The organism is Streptococcus mitis SK564 (assembly GCF_000148525.1).
GTDB lineage: Bacteria > Bacillota > Bacilli > Lactobacillales > Streptococcaceae > Streptococcus > Streptococcus mitis_H.
This window is the reverse complement of the sequence record NZ_AEDU01000013.1, coordinates 23,466-39,703: the sequence shown is the minus strand read 5'-3', so window position 1 is coordinate 39,703 and position 16,238 is coordinate 23,466. Positions and strand designations below refer to the sequence as shown.

Annotated in this window: 17 protein-coding genes; 16 read left to right on the top strand and 1 reads right to left on the bottom strand. The window is 40.5% G+C overall.

What is annotated here, in order from left to right:
* Positions 1 to 56 precede the first annotated feature (56 nt).
* The 4 genes from SMSK564_RS07420 (at position 57) to SMSK564_RS07405 (ending at position 2,600) form a co-directional block, all read left to right on the top strand.
* Positions 57 to 974, top strand: coding sequence for a dihydrodipicolinate synthase family protein (locus tag SMSK564_RS07420; RefSeq protein ID WP_001281519.1), 918 nt, complete (start codon positions 57 to 59; stop codon positions 972 to 974).
* Positions 975 to 991: 17 nt separating this feature from the next.
* Positions 992 to 1,876 (top strand): ROK family protein, encoded by an 885-nt coding sequence (locus SMSK564_RS07415; protein ID WP_000150252.1) that lies wholly within the window; start codon positions 992 to 994, stop codon positions 1,874 to 1,876.
* A gap of 96 nt (positions 1,877 to 1,972) precedes the next feature.
* Positions 1,973 to 2,260: a type II toxin-antitoxin system RelB/ParD family antitoxin gene (gene relB, locus SMSK564_RS07410; protein WP_000951985.1), complete on the top strand. Its 288-nt coding sequence runs from the start codon at positions 1,973 to 1,975 to the stop codon at positions 2,258 to 2,260.
* Positions 2,250 to 2,600, top strand: coding sequence for a type II toxin-antitoxin system RelE/ParE family toxin (locus tag SMSK564_RS07405; protein WP_000384972.1), 351 nt, complete (start codon positions 2,250 to 2,252; stop codon positions 2,598 to 2,600). Before relB ends, SMSK564_RS07405 begins: the two co-directional genes overlap by 11 nt.
* Before the next feature lie 166 nt (positions 2,601 to 2,766).
* Here the strand turns inward: SMSK564_RS07405 and SMSK564_RS07395 are convergent, their stop codons facing one another.
* The gene (locus SMSK564_RS07395; protein WP_000360350.1) at positions 2,767 to 3,618 is read right to left on the bottom strand and encodes a MurR/RpiR family transcriptional regulator; all 852 of its coding nucleotides are present in this window, start codon (positions 3,616 to 3,618) and stop codon (positions 2,767 to 2,769) included.
* A gap of 193 nt (positions 3,619 to 3,811) precedes the next feature.
* Here SMSK564_RS07395 and pbp2b point away from each other — a divergent pair, with 193 nt between their 5' ends.
* From pbp2b to SMSK564_RS07340, 12 genes are all read left to right on the top strand, one after another.
* Positions 3,812 to 5,869 (top strand): penicillin-binding protein 2B, encoded by a 2,058-nt coding sequence (gene pbp2b / locus SMSK564_RS07390; RefSeq protein WP_080554145.1) that lies wholly within the window; start codon positions 3,812 to 3,814, stop codon positions 5,867 to 5,869.
* 10 nt (positions 5,870 to 5,879) lie between these two features.
* The gene (gene recR, locus SMSK564_RS07385; protein ID WP_000966762.1) at positions 5,880 to 6,476 is read left to right on the top strand and encodes a recombination mediator RecR; all 597 of its coding nucleotides are present in this window, start codon (positions 5,880 to 5,882) and stop codon (positions 6,474 to 6,476) included.
* Between the two features lie 175 nt (positions 6,477 to 6,651).
* On the top strand, positions 6,652 to 7,695 hold the full coding sequence (locus SMSK564_RS07380) for a D-alanine--D-alanine ligase (protein ID WP_000814701.1): 1,044 nt from the start codon (positions 6,652 to 6,654) through the stop codon (positions 7,693 to 7,695).
* Between the two features lie 84 nt (positions 7,696 to 7,779).
* Positions 7,780 to 9,153 (top strand): UDP-N-acetylmuramoyl-tripeptide--D-alanyl-D-alanine ligase, encoded by a 1,374-nt coding sequence (locus SMSK564_RS07375; protein ID WP_000778748.1) that lies wholly within the window; start codon positions 7,780 to 7,782, stop codon positions 9,151 to 9,153.
* Between the two features lie 94 nt (positions 9,154 to 9,247).
* A complete protein-coding gene (locus SMSK564_RS07370; protein WP_001055238.1) occupies positions 9,248 to 9,952 on the top strand; it encodes a YwaF family protein in 705 nt (234 codons plus the stop codon).
* Positions 9,953 to 10,170: 218 nt separating this feature from the next.
* On the top strand, positions 10,171 to 11,544 hold the full coding sequence (gene ftsA / locus SMSK564_RS07365) for a cell division protein FtsA (RefSeq protein WP_000090385.1): 1,374 nt from the start codon (positions 10,171 to 10,173) through the stop codon (positions 11,542 to 11,544).
* Between the two features lie 16 nt (positions 11,545 to 11,560).
* On the top strand, positions 11,561 to 12,820 hold the full coding sequence (gene ftsZ / locus SMSK564_RS07360; RefSeq protein ID WP_000144289.1) for a cell division protein FtsZ: 1,260 nt from the start codon (positions 11,561 to 11,563) through the stop codon (positions 12,818 to 12,820).
* A gap of 4 nt (positions 12,821 to 12,824) precedes the next feature.
* Positions 12,825 to 13,496 (top strand): YggS family pyridoxal phosphate-dependent enzyme, encoded by a 672-nt coding sequence (locus tag SMSK564_RS07355; protein WP_001101096.1) that lies wholly within the window; start codon positions 12,825 to 12,827, stop codon positions 13,494 to 13,496.
* Between the two features lie 9 nt (positions 13,497 to 13,505).
* A complete protein-coding gene (locus tag SMSK564_RS07350; RefSeq protein ID WP_000053377.1) occupies positions 13,506 to 14,051 on the top strand; it encodes a cell division protein SepF in 546 nt (181 codons plus the stop codon).
* Positions 14,051 to 14,314, top strand: coding sequence for a YggT family protein (locus SMSK564_RS0102360; protein ID WP_000576514.1), 264 nt, complete (start codon positions 14,051 to 14,053; stop codon positions 14,312 to 14,314). Before SMSK564_RS07350 ends, SMSK564_RS0102360 begins: the two co-directional genes overlap by 1 nt.
* Positions 14,311 to 15,096 (top strand): YlmH family RNA-binding protein, encoded by a 786-nt coding sequence (locus tag SMSK564_RS07345; RefSeq protein WP_001079325.1) that lies wholly within the window; start codon positions 14,311 to 14,313, stop codon positions 15,094 to 15,096. The genes SMSK564_RS0102360 and SMSK564_RS07345 overlap by 4 nt, the downstream gene beginning before the upstream one ends.
* Before the next feature lie 8 nt (positions 15,097 to 15,104).
* Entirely contained in the window at positions 15,105 to 15,989 is an 885-nt protein-coding gene (locus tag SMSK564_RS07340; protein ID WP_001123204.1) for a DivIVA domain-containing protein, read from the top strand.
* Positions 15,990 to 16,238: the final 249 nt, after the last annotated feature.

The window sequence follows — 16,238 nt, the reverse complement described above, 5'->3', positions numbered from 1 at the left end:
AAGAAGTAAAGAAAGAATCTGCTTTAGCAGAAAATAAAAATAATAGGAGAAAATCTATGTCAGATTTGAAAAAATACGAAGGTGTCATTCCAGCCTTCTACGCATGTTATGATGATCAAGGAGAAGTAAGTTCAGAACGTACGCGTGCCTTGGTTCAATACTTCATTGATAAAGGTGTTCAAGGTCTTTATGTCAATGGTTCTTCTGGTGAATGTATCTACCAAAGTGTAGAAGACCGCAAGTTGATTTTGGAAGAAGTCATGGCAGTTGCTAAAGGTAAACTGACCATCATTGCTCACGTAGCTTGCAACAATACCAAGGATAGTATGGAACTTGCTCGCCACGCTGAAAGTTTGGGTGTAGATGCCATTGCAACAATTCCACCAATTTACTTCCGCTTGCCAGAATACTCAGTCGCTAAATACTGGAACGATATTAGTTCTGCAGCTCCAAATACAGACTATGTCATCTACAACATTCCTCAATTGGCAGGGGTTGCTTTGACTCCAAGTCTCTACACTGAAATGTTGAAAAATCCTCGTGTTATCGGTGTGAAGAATTCTTCTATGCCAGTTCAAGATATCCAAACCTTTGTGAGCCTTGGTGGGGAAGACCATATCGTCTTTAACGGTCCAGATGAACAGTTCCTAGGTGGTCGCCTCATGGGTGCCAAAGCTGGTATCGGTGGTACATATGGTGCGATGCCAGAACTCTTCTTGAAACTCAATCAGTTGATTGCAGATAAAGATTTGGAAACAGCGCGTGAATTACAGTACGCTATCAATGCAATCATTGGCAAATTGACTGCTGCACATGGAAATATGTATGGTGTGATTAAGGAAGTCTTGAAGATTAATGAAGGGTTGAATATTGGTTCTGTTCGTTCACCATTGACACCAGTGACTGAAGACGATCGTCCAGTTGTAGAAGCAGCTGCAACCTTGATTCGTGAAACCAAGGAGCGCTTCCTCTAATCCATAAGGAGGTATTTATGACACACTACGTTGCAATTGATATCGGTGGAACCAACATCAAATATGGTTTGATCGACCAAGAAGGTCAACTTGTTGAATCGCATGAAATGCCAACAGAGGCGCATAAGGGTGGACCTCATATCTTACAAAAAACCAAAGATATCGTAGCCAGCTATTTAGAAAAAGGCCCAGTAGCAGGTGTTGCCATTTCTTCTGCAGGGATGGTAGATCCTGACAAGGGTGAGATTTTCTATGCTGGGCCTCAGATTCCCAACTATGCAGGAACTCAGTTCAAGAAGGAAATCGAGACTAGCTTTAATATTCCTTGTGAAATTGAAAATGATGTCAACTGTGCAGGTCTGGCTGAGGCAGTATCTGGTTCAGGAAAGGGAGCGAGTGTGACACTTTGCTTGACCATTGGAACAGGTATCGGTGGTTGTTTGATTATGGATGGGAAAGTCTTCCATGGATTTAGCAATTCAGCCTGTGAAGTTGGTTATATGCATATGCAGGATGGAGCGTTCCAAGATTTGGCTTCTACAACAGCCTTGGTGGAGTATGTAGCAGCAGGTCATGGAGATCCAGTTGACCAGTGGAATGGCCGACGCATTTTCAAGGAAGCCACTGAAGGCAACAAGATTTGTATGGCTGGTATTGACCGTATGGTAGACTATCTAGGAAAAGGTCTGGCAAATATTTGCTATGTTGCCAATCCAGAAGTGGTTATTCTCGGTGGCGGTATCATGGGACAAGAGGCTATCCTCAAACCCAAGATCCGTACAGCCTTGAAAGATGCCTTGGTGCCAAGCCTAGATGAAAAAACAAGATTAGAATTTGCTCATCATCAGAATACAGCAGGGATGTTGGGTGCCTACTATCATTTTAAAACAAAACAATCCTAGTTTGGCTGAGCCAAACTAGGATTTTCTAATCAAGTTCCCTTGACTTTCTTTATAATCGTGAGATAATAAATAAAATATATAAAGGAGTTATATAAAATGGCTATAGCGAATTCAAATAAAATTGTGACCTTTCAAGCTAATAGAGAATTGGTAAATGATGCCATGGAAGTGTTAAAAGAACAAAATCTCTCTCTTTCATCGGCACTTAGATTATTTTTAAAGAATGTTGCCGTAACAAATGAAGTAGATTTACTGAGTGAAGAGGAATTAGAGAAGGAGTATTTGTTTAGACAATTACAAGCAAAAGTTCAAGAAAGTTATGCCAAGATTGAGGCTGGAAATTACTTGACAGATGAGGATGTCGTGACACGCTATGGATTATAAAAGATATAGGATTTTGTATTCTCCTAGAGTGATTGATAGTCTGGATAAAATATATCAGTATATAGTAGAGGAAATCGGTTCTGTAGAGGCTGCGAGACGAAAAGTGGCGAGTATCAGAAAAGATATTAATCGGCTAGAAATTTTCCCCCAAGCTGGATTTGATACCGATGAAAAATTTGGTAAGAAATTAGATCCTCACTACCAAACGCGAGGATTGACCTTGAGTAAGGATTACATCGTATTATATACAATTGTTGAGGATACCGTCAGACTTGCTTATTTACTCCCTTCAAAAAGTGATTACATGAAATTATTCAAGACTAAGTCAAGATATGACTAATTCACAATCTTGAAGAGGTATAGTAGATTGAATCAAGAATAGTACGCTACGACTGCTAAAATATTTCTATACATTAATTTGACTTTCCTAATCGATTTGTTCACATCTTATTTCAATCTGCTATATGTTTGGTGATGAATAAAAATCCTAGTTTGGCTGAGCCAAACTAGGATTTTCTGACACGTTTTTGTCTACGATAGCCGTTGAGTTTTTTATTTTCCCAGTAGCTATTAAAGATTTTCTCTTTACTTTCGCGATTGATTTCCAAAAAGTAGGCATAAATCAAATCGATAAAGAAGAGCATAGGAAGTTGAGCGGATATTCGTTGGATATAGGAAGGCTGACTGTGGCTAGCAACGAGAACGGTCTCTGTGTAGGCCTGACTATCTTTATTGGGAACACTTGAAAAGAGTACCGTCTTTGCCCCCATCTCCTTGGCATCTAATAGACTATCTAAAATAGAAGGTGTTGTGCCAGAAAGTGAGAAACCAAGTACGAGACAATTTTCATCCATGATGCTGGTTGTCCAGGCAAAGCCGTCTTGGTCTGTCAAAGCTTCGCAGACCACACCCAGACGCATGAAGCGTAATTTCATTTCACGGGCGACAAGGCCAGAACTCCCTGTTCCGAAGAAGTAGATACGCTCAGCATCTTCGATTAGCTGGGCAATTCGTTCTAGTTGGACTTCGTCAATCAAGTCTTGTGTTTGTTCCCTCATGTTGCTATAACTTCTGAGGACTCGTTTGGTCAGTGGACTGTGCTTGGAGACTTGGTTGGCTTGATTTTCTGCCTGATGTTGGTATTGGAAAATAAATTCTCGATAACCTGTAAAGCCACACTTTTTAGCAAAGCGGGTCAGAGCAGCCTGAGAGATATGTAATTTTTGAGTGACCTGTTGGGAGGAAAGGTCATCTTGAATGGTTTCTGCTTGTAAAAAATAGCGAGCGATTTCTTGCTCTAGGTCTGTCATTTCTTCAAAATGTGAATCAATGACAGTTGCGATATCTGGTTTGTCCATAGGGAAGGCTCCTTTAAATGAGTCGTGTTGGAAAAAGACTAGATTATTGAACTTTTACATTCATTATAACATATAATATAGGGATGGATAAATAAAAACGTATCTTACTGTAAAAACGAAAAAAAGCTTCTTTCTTTTCCATAATTTTCTGCTCAAATTGTGGTACAATTAAGAGTAAGATTTTAAGTTAGAAATGAGACTGATTTGTATGAGAAAATTTAACAGCCATTCGATTCCGATTCGGCTTAATTTATTGTTTTCAATCGTCATTTTACTCTTTATGACCATTATTGGTCGTTTGTTGTATATGCAGATTTTGAACAAGGATTTTTACGAAAAAAAGCTAGCCTCAGCTAGTCAGACCAAGGTCACAACCAGTTCTGCCCGTGGGGAAATCTATGATGCTAGTGGAAAACCTTTGGTAGAAAATACGTTAAAACAGGTTGTTTCCTTTACGCGTAGCAATAAAATGACGGCTACAGACTTAAAAGAAATAGCTAAAAAGTTACTGACTTATGTGAGCATCAGTTCGCCAAATTTGACAGAACGCCAGCTGGCTGATTACTATTTGGCTGATCCTGAAATCTATAAAAAAACAGTGGAAGCTCTCCCAAGTGAGAAACGATTGGATTCAGATGGCAATCGCCTATCCGAATCAGAACTGTATAACAATGCGGTCGATAGTGTCCCAACAAGTCAACTAAACTATACAGAGGATGAAAAGAAAGAAATCTATCTTTTTAGTCAGTTAAATGCTGTTGGAAACTTTGCGACAGGAACCATTGCGACAGATCCTCTAAATGATTCTCAGGTGGCTGTTATTGCCTCTATTTCAAAGGAGATGCCTGGCATTAGTATTTCTACTTCTTGGGATCGAAAGATTTTGGAAACTTCCCTTTCTTCTATAGTAGGGAGTGTATCCAGTGAAAAAGCTGGTCTCCCAGCGGAAGAAGCAGAATCCTATCTTAAAAAAGGCTATTCTCTAAATGACCGTGTTGGAACCTCGTATTTGGAAAAGCAATATGAAGAGACCTTACAAGGAAAACGCTCGGTAAAAGAAATCCATCTGGATAAATATGGCAATATGGAAAGCGTGGACACAATTGAGGAAGGTAGTAAGGGAAACAATATCAAACTGACCATTGATTTGGCCTTCCAAGATAGCGTGGATGCTTTGCTGAAAAGTTATTTCAATTCCGAGCTAGGAAATGGTGGAGCCAAGTATTCTGAGGGTGTGTATGCAGTCGCCCTTAACCCCAAAACAGGTGCTGTTTTGTCTATGTCAGGACTCAAACATGACCTGAAAACGGGAGAGTTGACTCCTGATTCCTTGGGAACGGTAACCAATGTCTTTGTCCCAGGGTCAGTAGTTAAGGCCGCTACCATCAGCTCAGGTTGGGAAAATGGTGTTTTATCAGGAAACCAAACCTTAACAGATCAGCCTATTGTTTTCCAAGGTTCAGCTCCAATTTATTCTTGGTATAAATTGGCATATGGATCTTTTCCTATTACAGCTGTGGAAGCCTTGGAGTATTCATCTAATGCTTACATGGTTCAAACCGCTCTTGGAATCATGGGCCAGACCTATCAACCAAATATGTTTGTTGGAACCAGCAATTTGGAAACAGCTATGGGAAAACTTCGTGCGACCTTTGGCGAATATGGCTTGGGGGCTGCGACCGGAATTGACCTACCAGATGAATCTACTGGATTTGTTCCCAAAGAGTATAGCTTTGCTAATTACATCACCAATGCCTTTGGGCAGTTTGATAACTATACGCCCATGCAGTTGGCTCAGTATGTAGCAACTATTGCAAATGATGGTGTTCGTGTGGCTCCTCGTATTGTGGAAGGTATTTATGGAAATAATGATAAGGGAGGCCTGGGCGACTTGATTCAGCAACTGCAACCGACAGAGATGAATAAGGTCAATATATCCGACTCCGATATGAGCATCTTGCACCAAGGTTTTTATCAGGTTGCTCATGGGACTAGTGGCTTGACTACTGGCCGTGCCTTTTCAAATGGTGCCTTGGTATCTATTAGCGGAAAAACGGGTACAGCCGAAAGCTATGTGGCAGATGGTCAGCAAGCAACCAATACCAATGCGGTGGCCTATGCCCCATCTGATAATCCCCAAATCGCTGTTGCAGTGGTCTTTCCTCATAATACCAATCTAACAAATGGTGTAGGACCTTCCATTGCGCGTGATATTATCAATCTGTATCAAAAATACCATCCAATGAACTAGAAAGGAATTTATGCTTTATCCAACACCCATTGCCAAGCTGATTGACAGTTATTCTAAGTTACCAGGTATCGGGATTAAGACGGCTACGCGTCTGGCCTTTTATACGATTGGGATGTCTGATGACGATGTCAATGAATTTGCAAAAAATCTCCTTTCTGCTAAGAGAGAATTGACCTACTGTTCCGTTTGTGGACGTTTGACAGACGACGATCCTTGTTCTATCTGTACCGATCCAACTCGTGACCAGACAACGATTTTGGTGCTAGAGGATAGTCGGGATGTGGCGGCCATGGAAAACATCCAAGAATACCATGGCCTCTATCATGTCCTGCATGGCCTTATTTCTCCTATGAATGGTATCAGTCCAGATGATATCAATCTCAAGAGTCTCATGACTCGTCTGATGGATAGTGAAGTTTCAGAAGTAATCGTAGCAACCAATGCCACAGCAGATGGGGAAGCAACTTCCATGTATCTTTCCCGCTTACTCAAGCCAGCTGGGATCAAGGTTACGCGCCTGGCACGAGGTCTCGCTGTGGGAGCAGATATCGAGTATGCGGACGAAGTGACCCTCTTACGGGCTATTGAAAATCGAACAGAGTTGTAAGTGTAGACAAATTTACGAACTCCATTCATTTATAAAAAATTAAGGAGGCTGAAAATCGTTCCTATCGGCCTCTTTTTGTATAGTGTGATGAATAGGATCAGGTTCAAGTTTTAAAAAAACAAGCAAATATGATATACTAAAGAGCGAGTATTCTAGTAGAATTAGGACAAATAATATGAAACAAACGATTATTCTTTTATATGGTGGACGGAGTGCGGAACGCGAAGTCTCTGTCCTTTCAGCGGAAAGTGTCATGAGTGCGGTCAATTACGACCGTTTCACAGTCAAGACTTTCTTTATCAGTCAGTCAGGTGACTTTATCAAAACGCAGGAATTTAGTCAGACTCCAGGTCAAGAGGACCGTCTCATGACCAATGCGACCATTGATTGGGATAAGAAAGTTGTACCAAGTGCCATCTACGAAGAAGGTGCAGTTGTCTTTCCAGTTCTTCACGGTCCGATGGGAGAAGATGGCTCTGTCCAAGGATTCTTGGAAGTTTTGAAAATGCCGTATGTCGGCTGCAATATCTTGTCATCGAGTCTTGCCATGGATAAAATCACGACCAAGCGTGTGTTAGAATCTGCTGGCATTGCCCAAGTTCCTTATGTGGCTATCGTTGAAGGGGATGATGTGACTGCTAAAATCGCTGAAGTGGAAGAAAAATTGACTTATCCAGTCTTCACTAAGCCGTCAAACATGGGGTCTAGTGTCGGTATTTCTAAGTCTGAAAATCAAGAAGAACTCCGTCAGGCTTTGGAACTTGCCTTCCGATATGACAGTCGTGTCTTGGTAGAGCAAGGGGTAAATGCCCGTGAAATCGAGGTTGGTCTACTAGGCAACTACTATGTCAAAAGCACGCTACCAGGAGAAGTAGTCAAGGATGTTGCCTTTTATGACTACGATGCCAAGTATATTGATAACAAGATTACCATGGATATTCCAGCCAAAATCGGTGATGATGTGGTAGCTGTCATGCGTCAGAATGCAGAAACAGCCTTCCGTGCGATTGGTGGGCTCGGTCTCTCTCGTTGCGATTTCTTCTATACAGATAAGGGAGAGATATTCCTAAACGAGCTTAATACCATGCCAGGTTTCACCCAGTGGTCTATGTACCCACTACTTTGGGACAATATGGGAATCAGCTACCCAGACCTAATCGAGCGATTGGTTGACCTTGCCAAGGAAAGTTTTGACAAGCGCGAAGCGCATTTGCTATAAAAATGAAAGAGAGGGTAGAAGCCAGAACTATCACTGCCAGGTGATTAGAGTTCTGGGACTTCAACCCTTTTTAAAGGAGTAGAAATGAAATTAACAATTCATGAAGTGGCCCAAGTTGTAGGAGCCAAAAATGATGTCAGCATCTTTGAGGACATCCAGTTAGAAAAGGCTGAGTTTGATAGTCGTTTGATTGGGACTAGAGATTTATTTGTGCCACTTAAAGGTGCGCGTGATGGCCATGACTTTATCGAAAGAGCCTTTGAAAATGGTGCAGCAGTAACCTTGTCTGAGAAAGAGGTCGCAAATCATCCTTATATTTTAGTAGACGATGTTTTGACTGCCTTTCAACAACTAGCTGCCTATTATCTTGAAAAAACGGCTGTTGATGTCTTTGCAGTTACAGGTTCGAACGGCAAGACAACGACTAAGGATATGTTGGCGAATTTACTGTCAACGACCTACAAGACCTACAAAACACAAGGAAACTACAATAACGAAATTGGACTTCCCTACACAGTTCTCCATATGCCTGAAGGAACAGAAAAGTTGGTCTTGGAGATGGGGCAGGATCACTTGGGAGATATTCATCTCTTGTCAGAATTGGCTCGTCCAAAAACAGCCATCGTGACCTTGGTTGGAGAAGCCCATTTGGCCTTTTTCAAAGATCGTTCGGAAATCGCTAAAGGGAAAATGCAAATTGCAGATGGCATGGCTGAAGGTTCTTTGCTTTTGGCACCAGCTGACCCGATTGTAGAGGCCTACTTGCCAGCTGATAAAAAGGTGGTCCGTTTTGGGCAAGGAGCAGAGTTGGAAATCACAGACTTGGTTGAGCGCAAGGATAGTCTGACCTTTAAGACTAATTTCTTGGAACAAGCCCTCGATTTGCCAGTGACTGGTAAGTACAATGCCACTAATGCTATGATTGCGTCCTATATTGCCCTACAAGAAGGAGTTTCAGAGGAGCAGATTCGTCAGGCCTTCCAAGGTCTTGAATTGACGCGTAACCGTACCGAATGGAAGAAAGCAGCCAATGGAGCAGACATCCTATCAGATGTTTACAATGCCAATCCAACTGCTATGAAGCTGATTTTAGAGACTTTCTCTGCCATTCCAGCCAATGAAGGTGGCAAGAAAATTGCAGTGTTGGCTGATATGAAGGAGCTTGGTGACCAGTCTATTCAACTCCATAATCAGATGATTTTGAGCCTCTCGCCAGATGTGCTTGATACCGTTATTTTCTATGGAGAAGACATTGCAGAATTGGCCCAATTGGCTAGTCAAATGTTCCCAATCGGCCACGTTTACTACTTCAAGAAAACAGAAAACCAAGACCAATTTGAAGACCTAGTTAAGCAGGTCAAGGAAAGTCTAGGAGCTAATGATCAAATCTTGCTCAAGGGCTCTAACTCCATGAATCTAGCTAAGCTGGTAGAAAGTTTAGAAAATGAAGACAAGTAATTTTGTCAAACATTTACGTATTTCTAAATCCATTTTTCTTACATTGCATGGTATAATAATATGCAGGAAAATTTTGAATCATGAGGAAGACTAGATGAATTTATGGGATATTTTCTTTACGACCCAAGCAACAGAACCACCCAAATTTGACCTTTTTTGGTATGTCAGTATATTTACACTCTTGGCCTTGACCTTTTATACAGCCTATCGTTATCGTGAAAAGAAGGTTTACCAACGATTTTTCCAGATTTTACAGGCTGTTCAGTTAATCCTCCTTTATGGTTGGTACTGGGTTAATCATATGCCACTGTCAGAAAGCTTACCCTTTTACCATTGTCGTATGGCCATGTTTGTGGTACTTTTGCTTCCTGGGCAGTCCAAATATCGGCAGTATTTTGCATTGCTAGGAACATTTGGGACATTAGCAGCCTTTGTTTATCCAGTGCCAGATGCCTATCCTTTCCCCCATATTGCGATTTTGTCCTTTATCTTTGGGCATTTAGCACTCTTGGGGAACTCTCTAGTTTATCTATTGAGACAGTATAATGCGCGATTGCTGGATGTGAAAGGAATTTTTCTCATGACCTTTGGACTAAATGCCTTGATTTTTGTAGTCAATTTAGTAACAGGTGGAGATTACGGATTCTTGACAAAACCGCCATTGGTTGGAGATCACGGCTTAGTAGCTAATTATTTAATTGTTTCTCTGGCCTTGTCGGCAGCGATTACCTTGACCAAGAAAATATTGGAACTATTTTTAGAACAAGAAGCAGAAAAAATGATTGCAAAGAAAGCTTAGAAATGAGCTTTCTTTTTTGGCAATAGACAGATTGTTGATAAAGTTTACAGTGAATGAATTTCTGAACAGAAAAACAAAAAAATTGGCTAGTAAATTTAGGAAAAAACTGAGCACGATGAGATTTTTTGTGTTATAATATTCTGTGAATAGCTATGCCCACGTTTAGCTATTGAATATTACGAAGTTAGAAACTTGGAAGATAGAGAGGATGCGATGTAATGGCTAGAGAAGGCTTTTTTACAGGTCTAGATATTGGAACAAGCTCTGTCAAGGTGCTTGTAGCCGAGCAGAGAAATGGTGAATTAAATGTAATTGGTGTGAGTAATGCCAAAAGTAAAGGTGTAAAGGATGGAATTATTGTTGATATTGATGCAGCAGCAACTGCTATCAAATCGGCAATTTCCCAAGCTGAAGAAAAAGCAGGCATTTCAATTAAATCGGTGAATGTTGGTTTGCCAGCTAATCTCTTACAGGTAGAACCAACTCAAGGAATGATTCCAGTAACATCTGATACCAAGGAAATTATGGATCAAGATGTCGAAAATGTTGTCAAATCAGCCTTGACTAAGAGTATGACACCTGATCGTGAGGTTATCACATTCATCCCTGAGGAATTTATTGTTGATGGCTTCCAAGGGATTCGTGATCCACGTGGCATGATGGGAGTTCGCCTTGAAATGCGTGGTTTACTTTATACAGGCCCTCGCACTATTTTACACAATCTACGTAAGACAGTTGAACGTGCAGGTGTTCAGGTTGAAAATGTTATCATTTCACCACTAGCAATGGTTCAATCAGTTTTGAACGAAGGTGAGCGTGAATTTGGTGCTACAGTGATTGATATGGGGGCAGGTCAAACGACTGTCGCTACAATCCGTAACCAAGAACTCCAGTTTACCAATATTCTCCAAGAAGGCGGAGATTATGTAACTAAGGATATCTCTAAAGTCTTGAAGACATCACAGAAACTAGCCGAAGGTTTAAAATTAAACTATGGAGAGGCTTATCCTCCTATTGCAAGTAAAGAAACCTTCCAAGTAGAGGTTATTGGGGAAGTAGAACCTGTTGAAGTGACAGAAAATTACTTGTCAGAGATTATTTCTGCACGTATTAAGCATATTTTTGAACAAATCAAACAAGACTTAGACAGAAGACATTTATTGGATCTTCCTGGTGGCATTGTTTTAATTGGTGGAACGGCTATTTTACCGGGTATTGTGGAGATTGCGCAAGAAGTTTTTGGTGTTCGTGTCAAGCTTTATGTTCCTAATCAAGTTGGGATTCGTAATCCAGCCTTTGCTCATGTGATTAGCTTGTCAGAATTTGCGGGACAATTGACAGAAGTACATCTCTTGGCTCAACGAGCAGTCAAGGGGGATGAAGGACTATTCCAACAACCGCTTGGTTTTGGGGGCATGATTCAGAAAACAGCTCAGTTTGTCCAATCAACTACTGTTCAACCAACCCCTGCTCCAGAAGTAGAGCCTGTAGCTCCTGCAGAACAAATTGCAGATTTTCAACAGACTTCACAAAATAAACCGAAATTAGCAGATCGTTTCCGTGGCTTGATCGGAAGCATGTTTGACGAATAAAGAGGAAAAATAAATTATGACATTTTCATTTGATACAGCTGCTGCCCAAGGCGCAGTGATTAAAGTAATTGGTGTCGGTGGAGGTGGTGGCAATGCCATCAACCGTATGGTCGACGAAGGTGTTACAGGCGTAGAATTTATCGCAGCAAATACCGATGTGCAAGCTTTGAGTAGTACAAAAGCTGAGACTGTTATTCAGTTGGGACCTAAATTGACTCGTGGTTTAGGTGCTGGGGGTCAACCTGAGGTTGGTCGTAAGGCTGCTGAAGAAAGCGAAGAAACACTGACTGAAGCTATCAGTGGTGCAGATATGGTCTTCATCACTGCTGGTATGGGAGGAGGATCTGGAACTGGGGCTGCTCCTGTTATTGCCCGTATCGCCAAAGATTTAGGTGCTCTTACAGTTGGTGTTGTAACACGTCCGTTTGGTTTTGAAGGAAGCAAGCGTGGACAATTTGCTGTAGAAGGAATCAATCAACTTCGTGAGCATGTAGATACTCTATTGATTATCTCAAACAATAACTTGCTTGAAATTGTTGATAAGAAAACACCGCTTTTGGAAGCTCTTAGCGAAGCGGATAATGTTCTTCGTCAAGGTGTGCAAGGAATTACCGATTTGATTACCAATCCAGGATTGATTAACCTTGACTTTGCCGATGTGAAAACGGTAATGGCAAACAAAGGCAATGCCCTCATGGGTATTGGTATCGGTAGTGGAGAAGAGCGTGTTGTTGAAGCAGCTCGTAAGGCAATCTACTCACCACTTCTTGAAACAACAATTGATGGAGCAGAAGATGTTATCGTCAACGTTACTGGTGGTCTTGATTTAACCTTGATTGAGGCAGAAGAGGCTTCACAAATTGTGAACCAGGCAGCAGGTCAAGGAGTGAACATCTGGCTCGGTACTTCAATTGATGAAAGTATGCGTGATGAGATCCGTGTAACAGTTGTTGCAACTGGTGTTCGTCAAGAACGTGTAGAGAAGGTTGTGACTCCACAAGCTAGACCTACTACCAACTACCGTGAAACAGTGAGACCAGCTCATTCACATGGCTTTGATCGTCATTTTGATATGGCAGAAACGGCTGAATTGCCAAAACAAAATCAACGTCGCTCGGAACAAGCTCAAGGATCCGCTTTTGGTGATTGGGATTTACGTCGCGAGACAATTGTTCGTCCGACTGATTCAGTAGTGTCACCGGTAGAACGTTTTGAAATTCCAAATTCACAAGATGAAGATGAGTTGGATACACCTCCATTTTTCAAAAATCGTTAAGTAAATGAATGTAAAAGAAAATACAGAACGTGTTTTTCGAGAAGTCGCAGAAGCAAGTTTGAGTGCTCATCGCGAGAGTGGCTCAGTCTCTGTCATTGCAGTTACCAAGTATGTAGATGTACTGACAGCGGAAGCTTTGCTTCCGCTAGGGGTTCATCATATCGGTGAAAATCGTGTAGATAAGTTTCTAGAGAAATATCAAGCTTTAAAAGATCGAGATGTGACTTGGCATTTGATTGGTACCTTGCAAAGACGTAAGGTGAAAGATGTCATTCAATACGTTGATTATTTCCATGCATTGGACTCAGTAAAGCTAGCAGAGGAAATTCAAAAAAGAAGTGACCGAGTCATCAAGTGTTTCCTTCAGGTAAATATTTCTAAAGAAGAAAGCAAACACGGCTTTTCGAGAGAAGAGCTGCTGGAAATCTTGCCAGAGTTAGCCAAACTAGATAAGATAGAATATGTTGGTTTAATGACGATGGCACCTTTTGAGGCTAGCAGTGAGCAGTTGAAAGAAATTTTCAAGGCGACCCAAGATTTACAAAAAGAAATCCAAGAAAAACAAATTCCAAATATGCCTATGACAGAGTTAAGTATGGGAATGAGTCGTGATTATAAAGAAGCGATTCAATTCGGTTCCACCTTTGTTCGTATAGGTACAGCATTTTTTAAGTAGGAGAGAACCATGTCTTTAAAAGATAGATTCGATAGATTTATAGATTATTTTACGGAGGATGAGGATTTAAGTCTCCCTAATGAAAAACGAGATGAGCCCATTTTAACTCCAGTAAATTCTACACAGGACACGGCTCTTTCAACGAATCAAACACCACGCACAAGCACAACTAGTACAAAAGAAACTAATATTACTAGACTGCATGCACGTCAACAAGAGTTAGCTAAGCAAAATCAGCATTCTACTGAAAAAGTAACAATCGATGTTCGTTATCCTAGAAAATATGAAGATGCGATAGAAATTGTTGATTTATTAGCAGGAAACGAAAGTATTTTGATTGATTTTCAATATATGACTGAAGTGCAAGCTCGTCGTTGTTTAGATTATCTGGATGGAGCTTGCCATGTTCTAGCTGGAAATTTGAAAAAGGTAGCTTCTACCATGTATTTGTTGACACCAGTGAATGTTATTGTGAATATTGAAGATATTCGTTTACCGGATGAAGATCAACAAGGTGAGTTTGATTTTGATATGAGACGAAATAGAGTACGATAATGATTTTTTTAATTCGTATGATTTATAACGCAGTAGATATTTACTCCCTGATTTTGGTAGCCTTTGCTGTCATGTCTTGGTTTCCAGGTGCCTATGAATCAAGTTTAGGTCGTTGGATTGTAGCATTGGTAAAGCCAGTGCTTTCTCCCTTGCAACGCTTGCCTTTACAGATAGCGGGTCTTGATTTATCTGTTTGGGTTGCGATTGTTTTGGTTCGATTTTTAGGGGAAAATTTAGTGCGTTTTCTTGCAATGATAATATGAATAGAGGTATTTACCAGCATTTTTCTATAGAAGATCGTCCATTTCTTGACAAGGGAATGGAATGGATCAAGAAGGTGGAAGATAGCTACGCGCCTTTTTTAACTCCTTTTATCAATCCTCATCAAGAGAAGCTATTAAAAATTTTAGCCAAAACCTATGGCCTTTCTTGTAGTAGTAGTGGGGAATTTGTATTGAGTGAGTATGTTCGGGTCTTACTATATCCAGACTATTTCCAACCTGAGTTTTCAGATTTTGAAATATCGCTTCAGGAAATTGTGTATTCCAATAAATTTGAAAATTTAACGCATGCTAAAATTTTAGGAACAGTCATCAATCAATTAGGGATTGAACGGAAACTTTTTGGAGATATCCTAGTAGATGATGAACGGGCGCAGATTATGATTAATCAGCAATTTATTCTTCTCTTCCAAGATGGATTAAAGAAAATTGGTCGTATACCCGTTTCGCTGGAGGAACGTCCTTTCACCGATAAAATAGATAAGTTAGAACAGTATCGAGAGATAGATTTATGCGTGTCTAGCTTTAGATTAGATGTCCTTTTATCAAGCGTTTTAAAACTATCTAGAAGTCAAGCAAACCAGTTGGTTGAAAAGAAACTTGTCCAAGTAAATTATCATATAGTAGATAAATCAGATTATACCGTTCAAGTTGGAGACTTGATTAGTGTGAGAAAATTTGGACGCTTGAGGTTGCTTCAAGATAAGGGACAAACTAAAAAAGAGAAGAAAAAAATAACAGTCCAGTTATTATTAAGTAAGTGAGGAAAAATATGCCAATTACATCGTTAGAAATCAAAGATAAAACCTTTAGCACACGTTTTAGAGGTTTTGACCCAGAAGAAGTAGATGAATTTTTAGATATTGTAGTTCGTGATTATGAAGATTTGGTTCGTTCTAATCATGATAAGGATTTACATATTAAAAATTTGGAAGAGCGTTTGTCTTACTTTGATGAGATGAAAGATTCGTTGAGCCAGTCTGTATTGATTGCCCAAGATACAGCTGAGAGAGTGAAACAAACAGCACACGATCGTTCAAATAATATTATTCATCAAGCTGAACAGGATGCACATCGATTATTGGAAGAAGCAAAATACAAGGCAAATGAAATTCTTCGTCAGGTAGCTGATAATGCTAAGAAAGTTGCTGTTGAAACCGAAGAATTGAAGAACAAGAGTCGTGTCTTCCACCAACGTCTCAAATCTACAATTGAGAGTCAGTTGGCTATTGTTGAATCTTCAGATTGGGAAGATATTCTCCGTCCAACAGCTACTTATCTTCAAACCAGTGATGAAGCCTTTAAAGAAGTTGTTAGCGAGGTCTTGGGTGAGTCTGTCTTGCAGCAACATCCAGAGGAAGAACCAATTGATATGACACGTCAGTTCTCTCAAGCAGAAATGGCAGAGTTACAAGCTCGTATTGAGGCAGCCAATAAAGAATTGGCTGAATTTGAAGCTCAGGCTAAACAGGAAGTGGAAAATCCAACTCCTGTAGTGAGTCCTCAAATGGAAGAAGAGCCTGCTCATCCAGTTGGTCCAATGTATGAAGAGCCAGAAGTAGTCCCAAGCCATTACTCAGGCTCAACACCCGCTACTGAAGCTGTAAACTCAGAATCAGGTTTTACGGCTCCGCAAGAATCTGTTACAATTTTATAAGAAATGATCTGAGAACAATATCTTATCCTTATATTTCCAGCGAGCAGGAGATGGTGTGAGTCCTGTAATCCCTAATGATAAGATTATCCTCTCAAACAATCAAGTCTGAATGGAGTAAGATTTGACGTTCCCCACGTTACGGGATAAGAGGGAGAAAGATTAAATCTTTTTCCGAATAAAGGTGGTACCACGATTTTCGTCCTTTTTGGCAGTCGTGGTTTTTAATTTGTTATTATTTATAAAGGAGAT

What these genes read in the sequence shown, in the direction of transcription:
- SMSK564_RS07420 (WP_001281519.1), top strand. Translation starts at nt 57, where the DNA reads ATGTCAGATTTGAAAAAATACGAAGGTGTCATTCCAGCCTTCTACGCA.
- SMSK564_RS07415 (WP_000150252.1), top strand. Translation starts at nt 992, where the DNA reads ATGACACACTACGTTGCAATTGATATCGGTGGAACCAACATCAAATAT.
- relB (WP_000951985.1), top strand. Translation starts at nt 1,973, where the DNA reads ATGGCTATAGCGAATTCAAATAAAATTGTGACCTTTCAAGCTAATAGA.
- SMSK564_RS07405 (WP_000384972.1), top strand. Translation starts at nt 2,250, where the DNA reads ATGGATTATAAAAGATATAGGATTTTGTATTCTCCTAGAGTGATTGAT.
- SMSK564_RS07395 (WP_000360350.1), bottom strand. Translation starts at nt 3,618, where the DNA reads ATGGACAAACCAGATATCGCAACTGTCATTGATTCACATTTTGAAGAA.
- pbp2b (WP_080554145.1), top strand. Translation starts at nt 3,812, where the DNA reads ATGAGACTGATTTGTATGAGAAAATTTAACAGCCATTCGATTCCGATT.
- recR (WP_000966762.1), top strand. Translation starts at nt 5,880, where the DNA reads ATGCTTTATCCAACACCCATTGCCAAGCTGATTGACAGTTATTCTAAG.
- SMSK564_RS07380 (WP_000814701.1), top strand. Translation starts at nt 6,652, where the DNA reads ATGAAACAAACGATTATTCTTTTATATGGTGGACGGAGTGCGGAACGC.
- SMSK564_RS07375 (WP_000778748.1), top strand. Translation starts at nt 7,780, where the DNA reads ATGAAATTAACAATTCATGAAGTGGCCCAAGTTGTAGGAGCCAAAAAT.
- SMSK564_RS07370 (WP_001055238.1), top strand. Translation starts at nt 9,248, where the DNA reads ATGAATTTATGGGATATTTTCTTTACGACCCAAGCAACAGAACCACCC.
- ftsA (WP_000090385.1), top strand. Translation starts at nt 10,171, where the DNA reads ATGGCTAGAGAAGGCTTTTTTACAGGTCTAGATATTGGAACAAGCTCT.
- ftsZ (WP_000144289.1), top strand. Translation starts at nt 11,561, where the DNA reads ATGACATTTTCATTTGATACAGCTGCTGCCCAAGGCGCAGTGATTAAA.
- SMSK564_RS07355 (WP_001101096.1), top strand. Translation starts at nt 12,825, where the DNA reads ATGAATGTAAAAGAAAATACAGAACGTGTTTTTCGAGAAGTCGCAGAA.
- SMSK564_RS07350 (WP_000053377.1), top strand. Translation starts at nt 13,506, where the DNA reads ATGTCTTTAAAAGATAGATTCGATAGATTTATAGATTATTTTACGGAG.
- SMSK564_RS0102360 (WP_000576514.1), top strand. Translation starts at nt 14,051, where the DNA reads ATGATTTTTTTAATTCGTATGATTTATAACGCAGTAGATATTTACTCC.
- SMSK564_RS07345 (WP_001079325.1), top strand. Translation starts at nt 14,311, where the DNA reads ATGAATAGAGGTATTTACCAGCATTTTTCTATAGAAGATCGTCCATTT.
- SMSK564_RS07340 (WP_001123204.1), top strand. Translation starts at nt 15,105, where the DNA reads ATGCCAATTACATCGTTAGAAATCAAAGATAAAACCTTTAGCACACGT.